Origin of the sequence: Pseudomonas sp. VD-NE ins (assembly GCF_031882575.1) — a bacterium.
GTDB classification, from domain to species: domain Bacteria; phylum Pseudomonadota; class Gammaproteobacteria; order Pseudomonadales; family Pseudomonadaceae; genus Aquipseudomonas; species Aquipseudomonas fluorescens_BZ.
Map to the genome: position 1 here is coordinate 3,236,082 of NZ_CP134772.1, position 17,303 is coordinate 3,253,384.

15 protein-coding genes are annotated in these 17,303 nt (G+C 58.5%); 7 read left to right on the top strand and 8 right to left on the bottom strand.

The window, feature by feature from the left end; all coding sequences use genetic code 11:
• Window positions 1-65: 65 nt before the first annotated feature.
• The 4 genes from RMV17_RS14290 to RMV17_RS14305 form a co-directional block, all read right to left on the bottom strand.
• Window positions 66-503, bottom strand: coding sequence for a GNAT family N-acetyltransferase (locus tag RMV17_RS14290; protein WP_202894555.1), 438 nt, complete (start codon window positions 501-503; stop codon window positions 66-68).
• A 303-nt stretch (window positions 504-806) separates the two neighbouring features.
• The gene (locus RMV17_RS14295) at window positions 807-1,211 is read right to left on the bottom strand and encodes a thioesterase family protein (RefSeq protein WP_311886941.1); all 405 of its coding nucleotides are present in this window, start codon (window positions 1,209-1,211) and stop codon (window positions 807-809) included.
• A 116-nt stretch (window positions 1,212-1,327) separates the two neighbouring features.
• Entirely contained in the window at window positions 1,328-2,077 is a 750-nt protein-coding gene (locus RMV17_RS14300) for a hydroxypyruvate isomerase family protein (RefSeq protein ID WP_186623206.1), read from the bottom strand.
• Window positions 2,078-2,170: 93 nt separating this feature from the next.
• Entirely contained in the window at window positions 2,171-3,736 is a 1,566-nt protein-coding gene (locus tag RMV17_RS14305) for a carbohydrate porin (protein WP_311886942.1), read from the bottom strand.
• 166 nt (window positions 3,737-3,902) lie between these two features.
• Here RMV17_RS14305 and RMV17_RS14310 point away from each other — a divergent pair, with 166 nt between their 5' ends.
• The 6 genes from RMV17_RS14310 to RMV17_RS14335 all read left to right on the top strand — a co-directional run bounded on the left by RMV17_RS14310 (window position 3,903) and on the right by RMV17_RS14335 (window position 10,740).
• Complete coding sequence (locus RMV17_RS14310; protein WP_311886943.1) at window positions 3,903-5,177, top strand: ABC transporter substrate-binding protein; 1,275 nt, start codon at window positions 3,903-3,905, stop codon at window positions 5,175-5,177.
• 21 nt (window positions 5,178-5,198) lie between these two features.
• Window positions 5,199-6,161: a sugar ABC transporter permease gene (locus tag RMV17_RS14315; protein ID WP_311886944.1), complete on the top strand. Its 963-nt coding sequence runs from the start codon at window positions 5,199-5,201 to the stop codon at window positions 6,159-6,161.
• On the top strand, window positions 6,158-7,000 hold the full coding sequence (locus tag RMV17_RS14320) for a carbohydrate ABC transporter permease (RefSeq protein WP_311886945.1): 843 nt from the start codon (window positions 6,158-6,160) through the stop codon (window positions 6,998-7,000). Before RMV17_RS14315 ends, RMV17_RS14320 begins: the two co-directional genes overlap by 4 nt.
• Window positions 7,001-7,027: 27 nt before the next feature.
• Complete coding sequence (locus RMV17_RS14325; protein WP_311886946.1) at window positions 7,028-8,173, top strand: sn-glycerol-3-phosphate ABC transporter ATP-binding protein UgpC; 1,146 nt, start codon at window positions 7,028-7,030, stop codon at window positions 8,171-8,173.
• Complete coding sequence (locus tag RMV17_RS14330; RefSeq protein ID WP_311886947.1) at window positions 8,170-9,672, top strand: glycoside hydrolase family 32 protein; 1,503 nt, start codon at window positions 8,170-8,172, stop codon at window positions 9,670-9,672. Before RMV17_RS14325 ends, RMV17_RS14330 begins: the two co-directional genes overlap by 4 nt.
• A gap of 75 nt (window positions 9,673-9,747) precedes the next feature.
• Complete coding sequence (locus RMV17_RS14335; RefSeq protein ID WP_034153994.1) at window positions 9,748-10,740, top strand: LacI family DNA-binding transcriptional regulator; 993 nt, start codon at window positions 9,748-9,750, stop codon at window positions 10,738-10,740.
• 47 nt (window positions 10,741-10,787) lie between these two features.
• Here RMV17_RS14335 and RMV17_RS14340 read toward each other — a convergent pair whose 3' ends face one another.
• The 4 genes from RMV17_RS14340 to RMV17_RS14355 form a co-directional block, all read right to left on the bottom strand.
• Window positions 10,788-13,187 (bottom strand): TonB-dependent receptor, encoded by a 2,400-nt coding sequence (locus RMV17_RS14340; RefSeq protein WP_311886948.1) that lies wholly within the window; start codon window positions 13,185-13,187, stop codon window positions 10,788-10,790.
• A 67-nt stretch (window positions 13,188-13,254) separates the two neighbouring features.
• Window positions 13,255-14,202 carry a FecR domain-containing protein gene (locus RMV17_RS14345; RefSeq protein ID WP_311886949.1) on the bottom strand — a complete coding sequence of 316 codons (948 nt, stop codon included), beginning with the start codon at window positions 14,200-14,202 and terminating at the stop codon, window positions 13,255-13,257.
• The gene (locus tag RMV17_RS14350; RefSeq protein WP_311886950.1) at window positions 14,202-14,711 is read right to left on the bottom strand and encodes a sigma-70 family RNA polymerase sigma factor; all 510 of its coding nucleotides are present in this window, start codon (window positions 14,709-14,711) and stop codon (window positions 14,202-14,204) included. Before RMV17_RS14350 ends, RMV17_RS14345 begins: the two co-directional genes overlap by 1 nt.
• Window positions 14,712-14,801: 90 nt before the next feature.
• Entirely contained in the window at window positions 14,802-15,701 is a 900-nt protein-coding gene (locus RMV17_RS14355) for a helix-turn-helix domain-containing protein (protein ID WP_311886951.1), read from the bottom strand.
• Between the two features lie 162 nt (window positions 15,702-15,863).
• On the opposite strand from RMV17_RS14355, the gene RMV17_RS14360 reads away from it, so the two are divergent.
• Window positions 15,864-17,222 (top strand): glutamine synthetase family protein, encoded by a 1,359-nt coding sequence (locus RMV17_RS14360; RefSeq protein ID WP_311886952.1) that lies wholly within the window; start codon window positions 15,864-15,866, stop codon window positions 17,220-17,222.
• Window positions 17,223-17,303 lie beyond the last annotated feature (81 nt).

Genomic DNA, 17,303 nt, shown 5'->3' on the forward strand with positions numbered 1-17,303 from the left:
GAATTTGGCTAAGGGGCGGGCTTTAGCCCGGCCCAGTGAGCAAAGCCACCAGTTAGAATCAGTTGCTATGCATGTTTTACTAGCCGTTTCTTTAAATGATACAGGTTAGTTCCGATTGGGCGATCCTCAAGAACACCATAAATCTCATACCCATGCCGCTCATAGAACTGTTTCGCATCAACGGTTTTTAAGAATGCAACTACTGCCCCATTGTCGGCACCAATCGCTTCTGCTTTCTCCAAAAGCATAGATCCTACTTTTTTACCGCGATGAGATTCCTTTACCCAAAAGGTGTCAATCTCTAAGCCATCCCAGTAACAATTACAACTTATTGCACCGATGTAGTCGCCCACTTCATCGTGTGCAACCACCATAAATATTTTATCTTCTGATTCTGGTGGTAGATTTGGATATTGAATTCGAAGATATTCTGAAAACCTATTATTCAGAACTCCTTTATCCTTTTCTGTTGGAGAACCCAATACATCAATCCTGATTTCCACTTTATTGCTCCTTAAATTCAATCTTTAAGTGCCGAACCGCTTTTTGCATACATTCCATGTTCATGCGTAATCCCTTGAGCAATCAAAAATCGCGTCTGTAAACGCGACATCAAGAAGGGGGGAAGCGAAATAATACTTTGCACATTACTGACGTATTAGCTGCGTGTCGATGGTCCGCTTTTGGCCGATTACTGCCAGTCACCAACGCTGCAATTGCCCCATAACTGCCGGTGAGGAACGGTAGATTTTGACCACAACCGGCCACTCGACAGCCCCCCGAACGTTTTGAGTCCGTCTGATCGTCTATGAAAGAAGCGCTCGCAACGGAGCTGGAATGGATACAACTTCCTTACTTTCCGGCGAGACACAAACGTGTGTGACATTCGCTGTAAATGCCAGCACGCCTTCGCCTATAAACCCCTCAACCAAAAAAGTAAAAGAGTGCTCGCCCAACTTGGTCACGCCAACTTTAATAATCATTTCGTCATCCCACGTCACCGGAGACAGCAACTCGATCGACATCGCACGCACCGGCGGCAATATATTAAAACTCATCACCGCTCTAAGCCCCGGCCCCCCTACCCATCTGTCGAGTGCTACACCAATGGCCTCTACAGCAAAATATGAGAATCGCGGGGTGTAAACCACCCCTGCCGGATCACAATCTCCGAACAAAATAGTTCGACTTACAAAAACCGCATCAGGCATAAATCCCCCTACTCGCCAGCGTCAGTCCGATATCGATGAGTTCTTCTCGCTCGGCCATCAAGGGCTTCTGCCTTTGATGGCGGCGATTTTGCCCATATCAGCGACTCGCCTGGAACCTAAGCACTCAGCTGCTTGATCCAGTCAAGACTCGCAACGGTAGATCCAGAAGGACGGTATTCACATCCGATCCATCCCGCGTAGCCGCGCTGCTCCAGCGCCGCGAACAACGCTGCAAAGTCGATATTCCCCGTTCCCGGCTCGTGACGACCCGGGCAATCGGCAATTTGCACATGCACGGTTCTGTCATAAAACCGCGCCAGCACATCGGCTGCGTCTCCGGTCAAAAGCTGGGCATGGTAAAGATCAAGAATCAGCCCGACACTCGGGAAGGTCTCCAGTACCTGTTGCGCCTTGCTGAAGTCGGACATGTAATAGCCCGGCATCGCCTGCGCACTGATCACTTCAATAAGCGGCCGCAGCCCCTGGTCTTCCAGGTACTTGACCGCATATTCCAGGTTGCCCGCGTAGGTTCGCTCAGCGTCATTCTGCGTAGTAACGCCCGACATGATGTGGACATCCGCACACGCCAAGGTCTTTGCGTAGCGGGCGGCCTGGAGCAACCCGTCACGAAACTCCTCTCCCCTGCCCTGTAACGCGGCGATGCCTTTGGTCACGCCGGCCGGGGCGGCGAACTGAATCAACGGCAAACTGTATTGGGCTAGATGGTCGGCAAGCAGACTGGCGTCGAATTCATACGGTGACGGGAACTCAACTGCCCGGAAACCGGCGGCTGCGGCGGCTTCGATGCGCTGCAGAAAAGGCAATTCATTGAATTGAAAACCGAGATGAGCATTGAACTTGAGCATTGGGTAATCATCCATCCTGGGAAGAAACGACATCATTAGCCTGGAGCATCCTTCGCCGCTCCAGCACTGCACTATCGCAAGTGTGTTCAACGATTAAAACCAGGTTTCCATCTGGATGCCGTATTGCCACACCCCTCCCGCCTGGAAGTCGGACATGCCAAAGGAGTCAGTAGTACTGAACCTGTCCAGATCCGAAGACCAGTTCATGTAGCTGGCGAACACTCGCAGCTCCGGACGCGTGAGTAGATCACCAACGTCAAGCTTGAATGTCGGGGCGACCGTGAATTTCCAGAAGTTACCATCGACCGCATTACGTTGTAGATAGCCCTTGGGGTCGAGGTTCATGGTTTGCCAGCTCATTTCGTAGGCCATTTCGAAGTTGCTGTTGATTTTGTTGGCCAATCGCACGTTGAGGGTCAGCCAGCGGTAGTCGTCACCTTTAACGTATCTATCTTTGCTCTGTTCAGCCAGCAAGCTGGGTCCGATGCGCCAGTCAGAGGTCAGCGGGGTCTCACCGTAAAGCGCCAGACGCAGCGCGCGGGCCTCGTCGATCAGTTCACCGTCCGAGCCAACGTTCTTGACCTCTGCCCCCAGGCCTTGGCCATAGAGCAGCGCCGTTTTGAAGAACCCTTCCCTGCCGAAAAAGGTTTTCTGGTGATTGGCCAGCATGCTGTGCAAACCGCTATCCGCAGGCGTCAAACCGGCCTTGTTGGTGTGGGTGCCGAAATCGTTTTTCTTGGCGCCGATGGCGTTGTACATCCACTGCCACTGGCCATCCGCGAAGAACTGGTTGGAGGTCAGGATGTAGCTTTCCACATCGGCATTGATACCGCCTTGACTGAAATCCCCGTAGCTACGCCCAATCAACGAATAGTTCGAGCGCCAATGCTTGCTCATCTGCACATCGTAAATTCCACCGCCGGTGCCGGCGAGGTAAACGACGTCGGAGTCCAGCCAGTGGATATCGAAATTATCTCTATCAAACCGCTTGCCCGCCCACAGCGTAGCGTTCTCGAAGACTGAATTGCCTTTGAACGCAGCGACATGATCGAGTGTGGCGAACACTTGGCGCACGTTGAGTTTGCTTTCGTCGGCCGTCCAGTCATTGGAGCTTTCCACACCGTCGGCAATGGAGACCGTGAACTTGGAACGGGTGCCGTTTTGCGCATAGAGCTCTTTCGACAGGTCGATACGCATGTAGGTGTCGTCCTCGTTGCCGAGTCGCCCGACTGCCCCGCCCACCGAGCCGGCCGGCGTTGTGTAAGGGCCGCCACGCCCGCCACCCAGCCCCTCGTCAACCAGCAATCCCGAGCGCGCATAGCCGTTGAAGCTGAATCCATCGGTGAGGTTCCCGGTACTGCCCTCCTTCTCCAGGCTTTGCTGACGGGCTTCGAGTTTTGCCAGTCGGCTGTCCAGAGCAGGTGCCGAAATGGCTGTTGCGTTAGATGCGACGGGTTGCAAGGGCGGCGCCGCGCGTTTGACCTGCTGCAATTCCCGGGCAAGTGCCTGGGTCTGCTGTTCGGCCGTGGCTGCACGCTTTTCCGCTGCGCTGGCACGGGCTTCAAGTGCGGCCATGCGCTCTTCCAGCGTCGCGGCCTGAGAAGCCGCTGCCGATGTGCCGAGCACGCCGACCAGTAGCCAGCTTGATCCTTTCTGCATGTTGATTCCCTGTTTTGTTTTTATTTTTGGTTGCCGCGATTGCCTTTTTTTGCATGAGTCGCGAGTTGTCACAAACGACAAAAAAAGGATGCCTCCTCGCAAATACGCTGCTACATTTGGCGATGTTAACGTTAACTTTTCTAAAAACAAAAATAAAGGACGCTCGATGAAACACCTTAAATCGCTCCTGCCCGTAGCATTGATCACCCTGTCTGCCGCACTGCCATCCGTCTCGAGCGCAACCGATCTGACGATCTCGTGCGGTGCCGTGGGTGCTGAGTTGCAACTGTGCAAAGAGGCCGTCGAGACATGGTCGAAACAGACCGGCAACAACGTCGAGGTGGTCTCCACGCCTAACTCGGCAACCGAGAGGTTGTCGTTCTACCAGCAGATCCTCAGTGCGCAGTCCACCGACATCGACATCATTCAAATCGATATGGTGTGGCCGGGGATGCTGGCCAAGCACCTGATGGATCTGCGTGAGGTGCTGCCCGCCAACGCGACCCAAGGCTACTTCCAGGCCCAGGTCGATAACGCCACGGTCAACGGCCGGCTGGTGACGATGCCGTGGTTCACCGACTCGGGGCTGCTGTATTACCGCAAGGACTTGCTTGAGAAATACAACAAACAGGTTCCTCAGACGTGGGAGGAAATGACCGCTACCGCCAGGGATGTGCAACAGGCTGAACGCAACGCCGGAAACGCCAATGCCTGGGGTTACATCTTTCAGGGACGTGCCTACGAGGGGCTGACGTGCAATGCGCTGGAGTGGATCAGCAGCCAGCCGCAGGGCGGACTGATCAATCAACGCGGCGACATCGTGGTCAACAGTCAGGCCTCGAGAGCGGCGTTAACGCTGGCGAAAAGCTGGGTCGGAGATATCTCACCGCGTGGCGTGCTCAATTACACCGAGGAAGAAGGACGTGGCGTATTCCAGTCGGGCAATGCGCTGTTCATGCGCAACTGGCCTTATGTCTGGGCCCTGGTGCAAAGCCAGGACAGTGCCGTAAAAGACAAGGTCGGCGTCGCTCCCCTGCCCCGCGGCGGCGAGACCGGCGAACATGCTTCCACCCTCGGTGGCTGGGGCCTGGCGGTCTCGCGCTACAGCGCTCATCCCAAACTTGCCGCCGAGTTGGTGAGCTACCTGAGCAGTGCCCAAGAGCAAAAACGTCGAGCTCTGAAAGGCGGCTATAACCCGGTGATCGAGTCGCTGTATCAAGATCCCGAGCTGCTCGCAGCCATGCCTTATTACGCTCAGCTGCACAGCATTCTCAACGCTGGGGTCATGCGCCCCGCCGCCATCACTGCCGATCGCTATCCACGGGTCTCCAATGCGTTCTTCGATCGGGTGCATGGCGTGTTGGCGGGCGAGTTGCCCGTCGATCAGGCACTGGCCGAACTGGAAAGCGAACTCACGCGCATCAAACGCCGGAACTGGTAAGCCACAAGGAAGGAAATCACCATGCCTGTCTCTACGACCCATGCCCCCTTTGACGAGCTGCTGCTCACGAGGGAAACACCTGTACAACGTCGCCGAGTGCGCGCTGCCTGGCTGTTTCTGACGCCAATGCTGGTCTGCCTGGCCCTGGTGGCTGCGTGGCCGCTGCTGCGCACATTCTGGTTCAGCCTGACCGACGCCAGCCTGGCCGACACCGGTGGCGCAACCTTCATAGGTTTGAGCAATTATCTGTTGTTCAGCGATGCCGGCTGGTCGGGCATCCTCGTCGATCCGCAGTGGTGGAATGCGGTGCGCAACACGTTGTATTTCACGGTGGTCTCGGTGGGGCTGGAGGTCGTGCTGGGACTGTTGGTGGCGTTGCTGCTGAACATCAAGTTCACCGGCCGTTCGCTGGTGCGGGCGTTGATTCTGATTCCGTGGGCGATTCCGACGATTGTCTCGGCGAAGATCTGGTCATGGATGCTTAACGACCAGTTCGGCATCATCAATCACCTGATGCTCAGCCTCGGCCTGATTGGCGCGCCTCTGGCCTGGACGGCAGATGCCGACCTGTCGATGTGGGCGGTGATCATCGTTGACGTCTGGAAGACCGTGCCCTTCGTCACGTTGCTGATGCTGGCGGCTTTGCAGATGTTGCCGGGCGATTGCTACGAAGCGGCCAGGGTCGATGGCATTCATCCGCTGAACGTATTCTGGCGCGTCACCCTGCCACTGTTGATGCCTGCACTGCTGGTGGCGGCGATCTTCCGCATCCTCGATTCTCTGCGGGTATTCGACGTCATTTATGTGCTGACCTCGAACTCGTCGAGCACCATGAGCATGTCGGTGTATGCCCGCCAGCACTTGGTGGAGTTTCAGGACGTCGGTTACGGCAGCGCGGCGTCGACGCTGTTGTTTCTGGTGGTCGCGGTGATCGCCATGCTTTACCTCTACCTAGGACGCCGTCAACTGGAGGTCCGCGCATGAGCCCGCGCCTGCTGAAAAAAGCGCTGTTGCGCGTCGGATTCTGGTGCCTGATCGGGGTTTTGCTGCTGTATGCGGTGTTCCCTTTCTATTACGCCATCGTGACCTCGCTGAAGCCCTCCAGCGCGTTGTTCGAGGTGAGCTACTGGATCGAAAATCCCGACTTTTCCAATTACGCGGCGGTCCTCCACCAGGCCTCATTCCTGCGAGCGATCGGTAATTCGCTGGTGGTTGCGCTGTGCGTGGTGACACTGGCGCTGTTCCTCAGCCTGACCGCTGCCTATGCCTTGGGCCGAGTGAAATTCCGTGGGCGTGGCACGGTGTTGATGATGGTCCTTGGCGTGTCGATGTTTCCCCAAGTCGCAGTGCTGTCGGGGTTGTTCGAAGTGATCCGCGCCTTGGGTCTGTACAACACGTCGTGGGCGTTGATCCTCAGCTACACGATTTTCACCCTGCCCTTCACCGTCTGGGTGCTGACCACGTTCATGGGGCAACTGCCCCATGAGCTGGAGGAAGCGGCAATCATGGATGGTGCTTCGCCCTGGGTGACGCTGACCCGCGTGCTGTTGCCGTTGCTCTGGCCAGCCCTCGTCACCACGGGCTTGCTGGCATTCATCGCCGCGTGGAACGAGTTCCTGTTTGCCCTGACGTTCACCCTCACCGACACCCAACGCACGGTGCCGGTTGCCATCGCCTTGATTTCCGGCGGCAGCCCCCATGAGTTGCCTTGGGGCTTGTTGATGGCTGCCTCGGTGCTGGTCACCGTCCCACTGGTGATTCTGGTGCTGATCTTCCAGCGCCGAATCGTTTCCGGTCTCACTGCCGGCGCGTTAAAGGGTTGATGCCCAACAAAGACAAGGAACAGCATCGTGATCAAATTGAAACTGGACAACGTGAACAAACAATTGGGCGGCGTGCGGATTCTTCGCGACATCAGCCTGGAGATCGCGGCGGGTGAATTCGTGGTGTTCGTCGGCCCTTCGGGTTGCGGAAAGTCGACGCTGCTGCGCCTGATCGCCGGGCTCGACTCGATCTGTGCCGGCGATCTGCTGATCGACGGGCGCCGGGTCAACGACCTGGAGCCGCGCGAGCGTGGCGTCGGCATGGTGTTTCAGTCCTATGCCCTGTACCCACACATGAGCGTCTACGACAACATCAGTTTCGGTCTCAAACTGGCCAAGACTGAAAAGAGCAGCCTGCGCGAGCGCGTACTGAAAACCGCGCAAATCCTGCAATTGGACAAACTGCTGCAACGCAAGCCAAAAGAACTGTCTGGCGGGCAGCGTCAGCGTGTGGCCATGGGCAGGGCCATGGCGCGGGAGCCGGACATTCTGTTGTTCGATGAGCCGCTGTCCAATCTGGATGCGTCCTTGCGGGTGCAGATGCGCAACGAAGTCGCCCGACTGCATGACCGATTGGGCTCGACCATGATCTACGTCACTCACGATCAGGTCGAAGCGATGACCCTGGCCGATAAAATTGTCGTGCTCAATGGCGGCCATATCGAGCAGGTCGGCTCACCGCGCGAACTCTATGAGTGCCCGGCCAGCCGCTTTGTCGCCGGTTTTCTCGGTTCGCCGAAAATGAATTTCCTGCCGGCACGCCTGCAGGCGCCGGGCGAAACCAGCCTGGTCGATACGCAGGTTTTGGGGATGACCACCCTGCCCTTCGACAGCTCGAACCTGGCGGCGGACGCGTCGCTGAGCCTGGGCGTTCGCCCTGAACACCTGTCGCTCAAAGCGGCGCCGGGAACGGCTGGCGTCGTCGTGACCGGGGTCGAATACCTGGGCAGTGAAACCTATGTGCACCTGGATACCGGGCAGGACGAGCCACTGATCTGTCGTTGTGAAGTCAACGCCGGATGGCAGGCAGGCGATCGGGTCGAACTGCACCTGGACATCGACAAGATCCACCTGTTCGACACCGACGGCACGGCATTGAAGCGCCACCCGCACACCTTTGAATCCGTGGTGGATGACCGCTCTCTGCGCTCAATCCGAGCACGCGCGCTATGACCTTGTCTTTGAATACTTCGAGCGATCCCATGTCTTCGACCCTTGACCTTGCGCAGCGCGCACTGGCTGACAGCCAGTCTCGCGTCATCGAGGATTATCGACCCGGTTATCATATTGCCCCGCCGGCAGGCTGGATGAACGACCCGAACGGCGTCGTGTACTTCCGTGGCGAATATCACGTGTTCTATCAGCATCATCCCTTCGACGCGAAATGGGGGCCGATGTATTGGGGCCACGCCAAGAGCGCCGATCTGGTGCATTGGCAGCACCTGCCCATTGCGCTGGCACCCGGCGATGATTGCGACCGCGACGGCTGTTTTTCCGGTAGCGCCGTGGTCTGTGGCGATACCCTGGCGCTGATCTACACCGGACACACCTGGCTGGGCGAAGTGGGTGACGAGCGCTTGATCAAACAGGTCCAGTGCCTGGCAACCAGCAACGACGGCATCCGCTTCGTCAAACACGGCGCGGTGATCGACAGCGCGCCGCAAGACACCATCATGCACTTTCGTGACCCCAAGGTCTGGCAGGCGGATGGCTATTGGTACCTGATTGCCGGCGCACGTCTGGGCGACAGACCGCTACTGCCGCTGTACCGCTCCACGGATCTGCACGCCTGGGAATTCCTCGACTATGTATCCGCCGGCAGCGAGGGCGATGGCTATATGTGGGAATGCCCGGACCTGTTTCGACTGAATGGACGCGATGTGCTGCTGTACTCTCCGCAAGGCATGCAAGCCGACGGTTACGACCGACTCAACAAGTACCAGACCGGTTATCGAGTGGGCCAACTCGATAACCAGTGGCACTTCACGGGCGGGCCTTTTATCGAGCTGGATAACGGCCACGATTTCTATGCGGCGCAAACGCTGTTGGCCGCCGATGGTCGGCGCCTCGTATGGGCATGGCTGGACATGTGGGAAAGCCCGATGCCGAGCCAGGCCCACCACTGGTGCGGCATGCTCGGATTGCCCCGCGAACTGGAACTGTGCGCCGATCGTCTTTGCGTGTATCCGGCACGGGAACTCAGCGCGCTGCGAATGACGCAATTGCCGGGGACGCCGTGGTGGGGAGCGTCGGGCACCCGTTGGGTACCGGATATGAAGGGCGATATGCTCGAACTCCATGTGCATCTGGATCTGCTCGGCTGCACTGACGGCCACTTGGGAGTCGCCTTGCGCTGCAGCGACGATGGCCGTGAAGAAACCCTGCTCTATTACGATGCGTCACTGCAGCGCCTGGTGCTTGACCGCAGCCGCTCGGGTGCGCAAGTCACCGGCCAGCGCAGCGTCTCGATAGACCCGACGCTAGAGCGACTCGAGCTGCGCGTGTTCCTCGATCGCTCGTCCATTGAGGTGTTCGACGAAAACGGCCGCTTCAGCCTCAGCAGTCGCCTCTATCCGTGTTCCGACAGTCTGGGCGTGAAGCTGGTGGCAAGCGGGAGTGGCGGACGCGTCTCGATTCCCAAGGCATGGCCTCTGGGTTCGGGATGGTCATGAGCGGCGTCATTCGGGTCGCGAGAAGTCCGGGCCCTGTGTCATGATTCTGCGTCAACCTGACCGGCCGCACTTCGCATGACTTCAGTGAAAGACGTTGCACAACTGGCCGGCGTGTCCCTGATGACGGTGTCTCGAGCGCTCAATACTCCGGAAAAACTGAGCCCCGAAACCCTTCTACGGGTGCGTCGTGCCATTGATGAACTGCAATTCGTACCCAGCCTGTCAGCGCGCAAGATGCGCGGTGACAACCTGCAGTCGCGCACCATCGGTGTGTTCGCGCTGGACACCGCGACCACGCCCTTCGCGGTCGAGCTGCTGCTGTCCATCGAGCAGACCGCGCAGCAAGCCGGCTGGAATGTCTTTATCCTCAACCTGCTCAGCAACCCGCCCACCGACCAGAACATCGACCTGATGCTGTCGCACCGTCCGGACGGCTTGATCTTCAGCGCCATGGGATTTCGCCAGGTCAGCATTCCCGAGCGCTTGAAGAGCAAGCCTCTGGTGCTTGCCAATTGTCTGGCAGATGACAGCAGCCTCGTCAGCTATGTACCCGACGACGAAATGGGCCAGTATCGCGCGGTACACCACGCGTTGAGCCTCGGCTACAAGCGTCCTCTGTGTATCAATCTGCCGAAACAGAGTCTGGCATGGGGGCTGCGACAAAAAGGTCTGCAGCGTGCCTGTCAGGCATTCGGACTGGCGCCTGACACGCTCCTGCAATACGACCTTTCCGATCATGATGCCTACAGTGAAACAGCCGCTATCCTCGACCGGCATGTCATTGATGGGCGTCCCCAATTCGATATTCTGATCTGTGGCAACGACCGCATTGCCTTTTGTGCCTATCAGTTGTTGTTGGGGCGCGGCCTGAAAATTCCCGACGATGTCGCCGTGCTCGGCTACGACAACATGATCGGCATTGCCGAGTTGTTCATCCCGCCGCTGACCACCGTGCAACTGCCGTACTACGAGATTGGGCGCCAGGCTGCACGGCATCTGATCGAGACCCTGGAGCTATCGGGAACCCAGCGAGTCGACTGTCCATTGGTGGTCAGGACATCCCTATAAGAGTGAGTCAGCTCGCTGATAGCACGTTTTTGATTTGCCGAGTGGAATCAGAAATCCACCGTCGCTGAAAGCAGATAAGTTCTCGGTGTCGACAACGTCAATCCCGGCTCACTGTCATCCGAAGCGCCTGCCGAGCTCCAGTAGCGTTTATCCAGCACGTTCTCGACATTGGCGCGCAGAGTAATGGTTTTCTCATCGACTTTGAAGGCGTACCGCGTACCTACGTCGAAGCGCTCCCAGGAATCGATTTCCTTCTCGTTGGACTGATCCAGATACTGCGAACTCGAATAGATGCCCCGCGTTGTCAGCGTCAGCCCCTGCACAGTCGGCACGTCCCACTCTGCGCCCAGGTTGACGTTGTATTTCGGCGTCGCCGGCGCGCGATTGCCGTCGAAGGTGCCATTGGTGGTCTTGGTCAATTCGCTGTCGATGTACATCACGCCGCCGAGCAAGCGGAAGCCTTTGAGTGGCTCGCCGAACACGCTCAGCTCCACGCCATTGTTCTCGCGCTTGCCATTGGGGCCGAAGACTCGTGTCGTCGCGTTGGTTTCATAAGCGGGCTGTTTGATCCGGAACACCGCTGCCGTCAACGCATACGAACCGGCGTCGTACTTGGCACCGACCTCGACCTGACGGCTGATAAACGGTGGGAAGATTTCATCTTCGTTCACCGAGGTCGACGGCGCGATCTTGCCCTGACTCAGGCCTTCCATGTAGTTGGCGTACAGCGACAGCTTGTCTGTCGCCTTGAACAGAATCCCGCCCGATGGCGAGACCTTTTCTTCGTCGTAAGCCGTGTCGCCTTTGACGTCATCGCTCCAGTCATCGACTTTCACCCGTTGCCAGCGCGCACCGAGGGTCAGCAACAGTCGATCATCGAAAAAGCCCAGCGTGTCGGACAGCGCCACGCCGCTGAAGCGGTTTTCCGTGTAGACCTTGGCGTCATTGCGTGTCGGCGTGCCGGGTTTCGCCGTTCCCACTGGGTCATACAGGTTGCTGCGCCCTGCCGCGTAACGCGCGCCGCCATTCTCGAAATCCATATAAAAGTAGCTGGCCGCGAGGTTGACTTCATGGCTCACCGGCCCGGTATGGAACCAGTTGCGCACGCCGGCCGTGGCCGTGCGCACGTTTTCGTCGCGGGTGAAGTCGCGCGGCAGTACGCTGAAATCACCGGCATCGTTGGTGACGGAAACGGCGTGGCGCAAGAAGTCATGATTACTTTTGCGCGCGCCGACGCCGCCGTACAGCATCACCGAGTCATTGACGTCGAACTCGGCGTTGACTGTGCCAAAGGTGTCCTCGGTTTTCGCCTGGCTCCACGGTTGCGCGTAATTGCGATGCACGCTATTCGCGCTCGGAACCTTGGCATTGGCGGCGACTTGCACGCGCTCTTGCGGCGCGTCGGTGTTGCGCTCGGTGTGACCGATATCGGTCGAAAGCCGAAGCCGCTCACCGCGAAAATCCAGGCCGAGCACGGCCATGTCACGGTCGACGCTCTGGTGATCCCACTCGGTGTCGCCGGACTGTTTGACGCCGTTGAAACGCAGGCCGAACTGATTGTCTTCACCGAACCGCCGGCCGACATCCACCGCGCCGCCGACCTGATTGTTCGACGCGTAATTGGCCGTCAGCGAGGTGATCGGTTTGTCTGTGGCACGCTTGGGCACTACGTTGATGCCCCCGCCTACGCTGCCCCGTGGCGAGATGCCGTTAATGAGCTGGCTCGGGCCTTTGATGATATCCACACGATCGGCCATTTCCATGTCAATGGTGTACGTCGGCAGCACGCCATAGAGCCCGTTGTACGCCACGTCGCTGTTGAACAGGCTGAAACCACGGATGGTGAACTGCTCATAGCGCCCACCAGCCGGATTGGTTGCACGCACCGATGGATCGCTGGAAATCAGATCGCCCAAGGTGCGCGCCTGCTGATTCTTCACCGCCTCGCTGGTGTAGGTGGTCATGCTGAACGGGGTTTCCATGAAGTCTTTCGACCCCAGCAAACCCTGCGAGCCACGCCGCGCAACCTGGCCGCCGGCAAACACATCGGCATCGCTGGAACCGGTGGCACCGAGAATCGACGTCGGCGCCAGTTGCAGGCTGCTGCCCTCGGCGGCTGGAATCAGTGTGTAGGCCTGCTCGCCCACCGGTTGCAGTTGCAGACCGGAACCCAGCAACAAGCGAGCGAACCCCTCCTCCACAGCGAATTCGCCGGACAAACCGTTACTGTTGCGGCCACTCACCAGCGCCGGATCGACCGACAGATTGACCCCGGCCAACCCGGCAAAGCGGGTCAGCGCGGCGCTCAAACTGCCGGCCGGCACCTGATAACTGCGCCGAGCTTCTTCGGCCCAACTGGATTGAATCAACACAGGGCTAGCACTCAGGCTCAGCAGGAGGCTCAACTGCAACAACGGACGCAAACGACTTGGGAATACTGCGGGCATTGGAAGAAGCTCTCGATTTTGTTCACTTACCTGCAATGACCGGTGAGGCGAAAAAAAGGGACAGGCTTCAGACGATATTTTTTCGCGGCGCCAGCGTTACCCAGAAACGCGTGCGCGAATGCACCTCCAACGGCAGGCTCGCCGCCAGCAGCGCCAGCACTTTATCGGTGTCGTCGAGACGGAAACTGCCGGTGACACGCAGACGTTCAAGTGCCGGCTCCCAACGCAGAAGCCCTGAGCGATAACGGCTCAACTCGCGCAGGAAATCACCCAACGGCTGGTTTTGCGCCATCAACACACCGTCACGCCAACCCGGCATTTTGGCGTCGAACTGCGCGACTGGCCCGGCGCCGGAGGCCTGCAAATTGACCTGTTGCCCGGCGTTCAACTGCAGCGCCGGGCCGTGCAGCGGTTGCAACTGCGCCGAGCCGCTGACCACCGACACGTTGCAGTCACGCTCGTTGAGGCGCACGCAGATTTCGCTGTGGCGGACAATGATCCGACCGTACGGCGCGTTGACCGTCAACGCCGTGCCACCCGGAACGTTGAGCGCCATTTCGCCGCGCACTAACGTCAACTGACGGTTGGCCAGATCAACGTTCACCGCACTGGCGGTGTTCAGTTGCAAGGTGCTGCCGTCGGCCAACCGTGTTCGCGTGTGCTCGCCGGTGGAAGTGTGCAAATCCGCGCGCCAGACGTCGAGCGGCAACTGGCGACTGATCAGCCACGCCGCAGGCACCAAAGCCGCCAGACCCAGCGCCCTTTTCAGAGCTGCACGCCGCGCCAGATCCGGGCGATCGAGTGTGGCCATGGCCAATTCTGTCGGCAGACTGGCAAAGCGCTGACGCAGCAATTGAATCTTCTGCCAGGCGTTTTCATGGCGGCTATCGCTGTCGCGCCAGTGCTTCAGTCGCACGTGATCGGCTTCACTGGCCTCGCCGGACTCGAGTAATGCCAACCACTGTGCGGCGGCACGGGCAACTTCGCGCGCTTCGGTGTTGGGTGCTACGCGCATCATAGATCCAACATCAAACAATGCTCATAAGCCATTGCCATGTAACGTTTTATGCTGCGCTCAGAGACCTGCAATCGTTCGGCGATTTCACGGTAGCCGAGGCCCTCGAGTTGACTCATGAGAAAGGCACGACGCACCGCTCGCGGCAAGCCATCGAGCAGCTCATCCAGCGCCTGCAGGGTTTCCAGCAGCAGCCAACGTTGCTCGGGCGACGGCACGCACTCCTCCGGCAATTGCGCCAAGGCTTCGAGGTAGGCTTTTTCCAGACTGCGGCGGGTGTAGAAATTGCTCAGCAGGCGTTTGCCCACGGTCAGCAGGTACGCGCGCGGCTCACGCATGTCGGCAATCGGTTGCGCACTGCACAGCACGCGCAGGAAGGTGTCCTGGCTCAGGTCCGCCGCATCCCACGCGTTGCCCATGCGCCGCCGCAGCCAGGTTTCCAGCCAGCCTCGGTGATCACGATACAGTTCCTGCAGGTGCTGCGGCGATGGCGTCGCTGCTTCAGTCATCTCAAGAGTCCTGCGCGAAGTCAGTATCAAATGAGAGTGATTCTATTTAACTTGCGCGCGGAGACAAAGCCTTTTTATCCACGACGGCATTCATGAGCGCTTCAAGGTCTCGCTCGGCAACTCCTTGAACAACGCCCGGTAACTGCTGGAAAACCTTCCCAAATGCCAGAACGACCAGTGCATCGCCACCTCGGCCACGGTGGTCTCCGTCGGCCGGCGCTTGAGCAATTCACGGTGTGCACTGTTCAATCGGCGCAGGCGCAGCCAGTGACTCGGGGTCATCCCGGTGTAGGCCTTGAACGCCTGCTGCAATTGGCGCAACGGCACGCCTGCCACGTGTGACAGCTCAAGCAGATTGACGGTGTCTTCCGGCGAATCCGCCGCCCACTCCCCCACCCGTTTCATGATCATTCGTTCTTCGGTACGACGTTGTAAGCCACCGCGATCGAGACTGGTGTGAGCGTTGTCGAGAATGAACAGACAGTCTTCCAGCAGTTGCTGGGTCAGCGAATCTTTATCAAGCGGATCAACAGCTTGCGACAACTTTGTGAGAATTGAGCTTAACCAGCGACTGAACAAGGCGTTCTGTCCGCAGTTGAGTTGCGTCATGAACAACCCTTCGAGTTTCGCCACATTCAGACCGTGCTGACGGACAAACTCCGGACCGAACACCACGGCAATTTCCTGATAGTTCTCCGGGGTGATCCAGATGTTGCGGCTCTCTTCATTGAGCAGGTAAAGCGCGTTGTCGCTGCGATCAAAACAGAACGCCAGAGCACCCGATGGCGCGCTGAAATTCTGCTCGACGCGGGTGTTCATCTGCTCCTCATAAACCTCGACACCCTGCAGATCCAGATAGCGGATCTGCCCGGCAAAATGACCCGGCGACATCTGTTGATAATGCTGGACCCAGCCCGGTGTAACACGGACTTGTTCGGCGACATCGGCGGTGTTGAACGCTTGGACTTGTAGCGGATTGCACGTTGTCATGGGGTGACCTTGCGCACTCTTTTGGTGCGCTTTGGTGCTGCTTAAAGTGGATAGATGGAACTGCAAGGCTCGCCCAAGATAGTCGTCAACGCGCCACAGGGGAAGGGGCGGAAGATGAAACCCGCCCTCCCCGGCGTCTATAAAACCAATAACGAGGTCTTTATGAATGCCCCTTTCGATCAGCTGTTCACGTGGCTGAAAGATCACAAGATTACCGAAGTCGAATGTGTGGTCAGCGACCTGACCGGCATTGCCCGCGGCAAGATCGCACCGACCAACAAGTTCCTGCATGAGCGAGGCATGCGCCTGCCGGAAAGTGTGCTGCTGCAAACGGTAACCGGGGATTTTGTCGACGACGACATCTACTACGACCTGCTCGATCCTGCCGATATCGACATGGTCTGCAAGCCCGTGGCTGACGCGGTCTACGTGATTCCATGGGCGATCGAACCGACCGCCATCGTCATCCACGACACCTTCGACAAGTTCGGCAACCCGATCGAACTGTCGCCGCGCAACGTGCTGAAGAAAGTCTTGCAGCTCTACACCGACAAAGGCTGGAAGCCGATCGTTGCGCCAGAAATGGAGTTCTACCTGACCCAACGCTGCGAAGACCCGGACTTGCCACTCAAGGCGCCGCTTGGCCGTTCGGGCCGTGCTGAAAGTGGCAGGCAGTCGTTCTCCATCGATGCCGCAAACGAATTCGATCCGCTGTTCGAAGACGTCTACGACTGGTGCGAACTGCAAGGTCTGGACCTCGACACGCTGATCCACGAAGACGGCCCGGCGCAGATGGAAATCAACTTCCGTCACGGCGACGCGCTGGATCTGGCCGACCAGATCACCGTGTTCAAACGCACCATGCGTGAGGCCGCGCTCAAGCACAACGTCGCCGCAACCTTCATGGCCAAGCCGATCGGCGATGAGCCGGGCAGCGCCATGCACATTCACCAGAGTGTGGTGGAGATCGCCACCGGCAAGCCAATCTTCGCCAATGCCGACGGGCAGATGAGCGAGCTGTTCCTGCACTACATCGGCGGTTTGCAGAAATACATCCCGAAAGTGCTGCCGATGTTCGCGCCGAACGTCAACTCGTTCCGCCGCTTCCTGCCGGACACCTCGGCGCCGGTCAACGTCGAATGGGGCGAAGAAAACCGCACCGTCGGCCTGCGTGTGCCGACCTCAAGCCCGGAAGCCATGCGCGTGGAAAACCGCTTGCCGGGCGCCGATGCCAACCCGTATCTGGCGATTGCCGCGAGCCTGCTCTGCGGTTACATCGGCATGGTCGAAGCCATCGCGCCGAGCGCTGCCGTACAAGGCCGCGCTTACGAGCGCCGCAACCTGCGCCTGCCGATCACCATCGAGGAAGCGCTGACGCAAATGGAAGAGTGCGAGGCCGTTGCGCAATACCTAGGCGACAAATTCGTCCGTGGCTACGTCGCGGTGAAGCGTGCCGAGCATGAAAACTTCAAGCGCGTGATCAGTTCGTGGGAGCGTGAGTTCCTGATGCTGAGCGTTTAACCCAAACCAGAATATCCCCTGTGTCGATCGTTCCCACGCTCTGCGTGGGAATGCAGCCCGGGACGCTCCGCGTCCCATCCA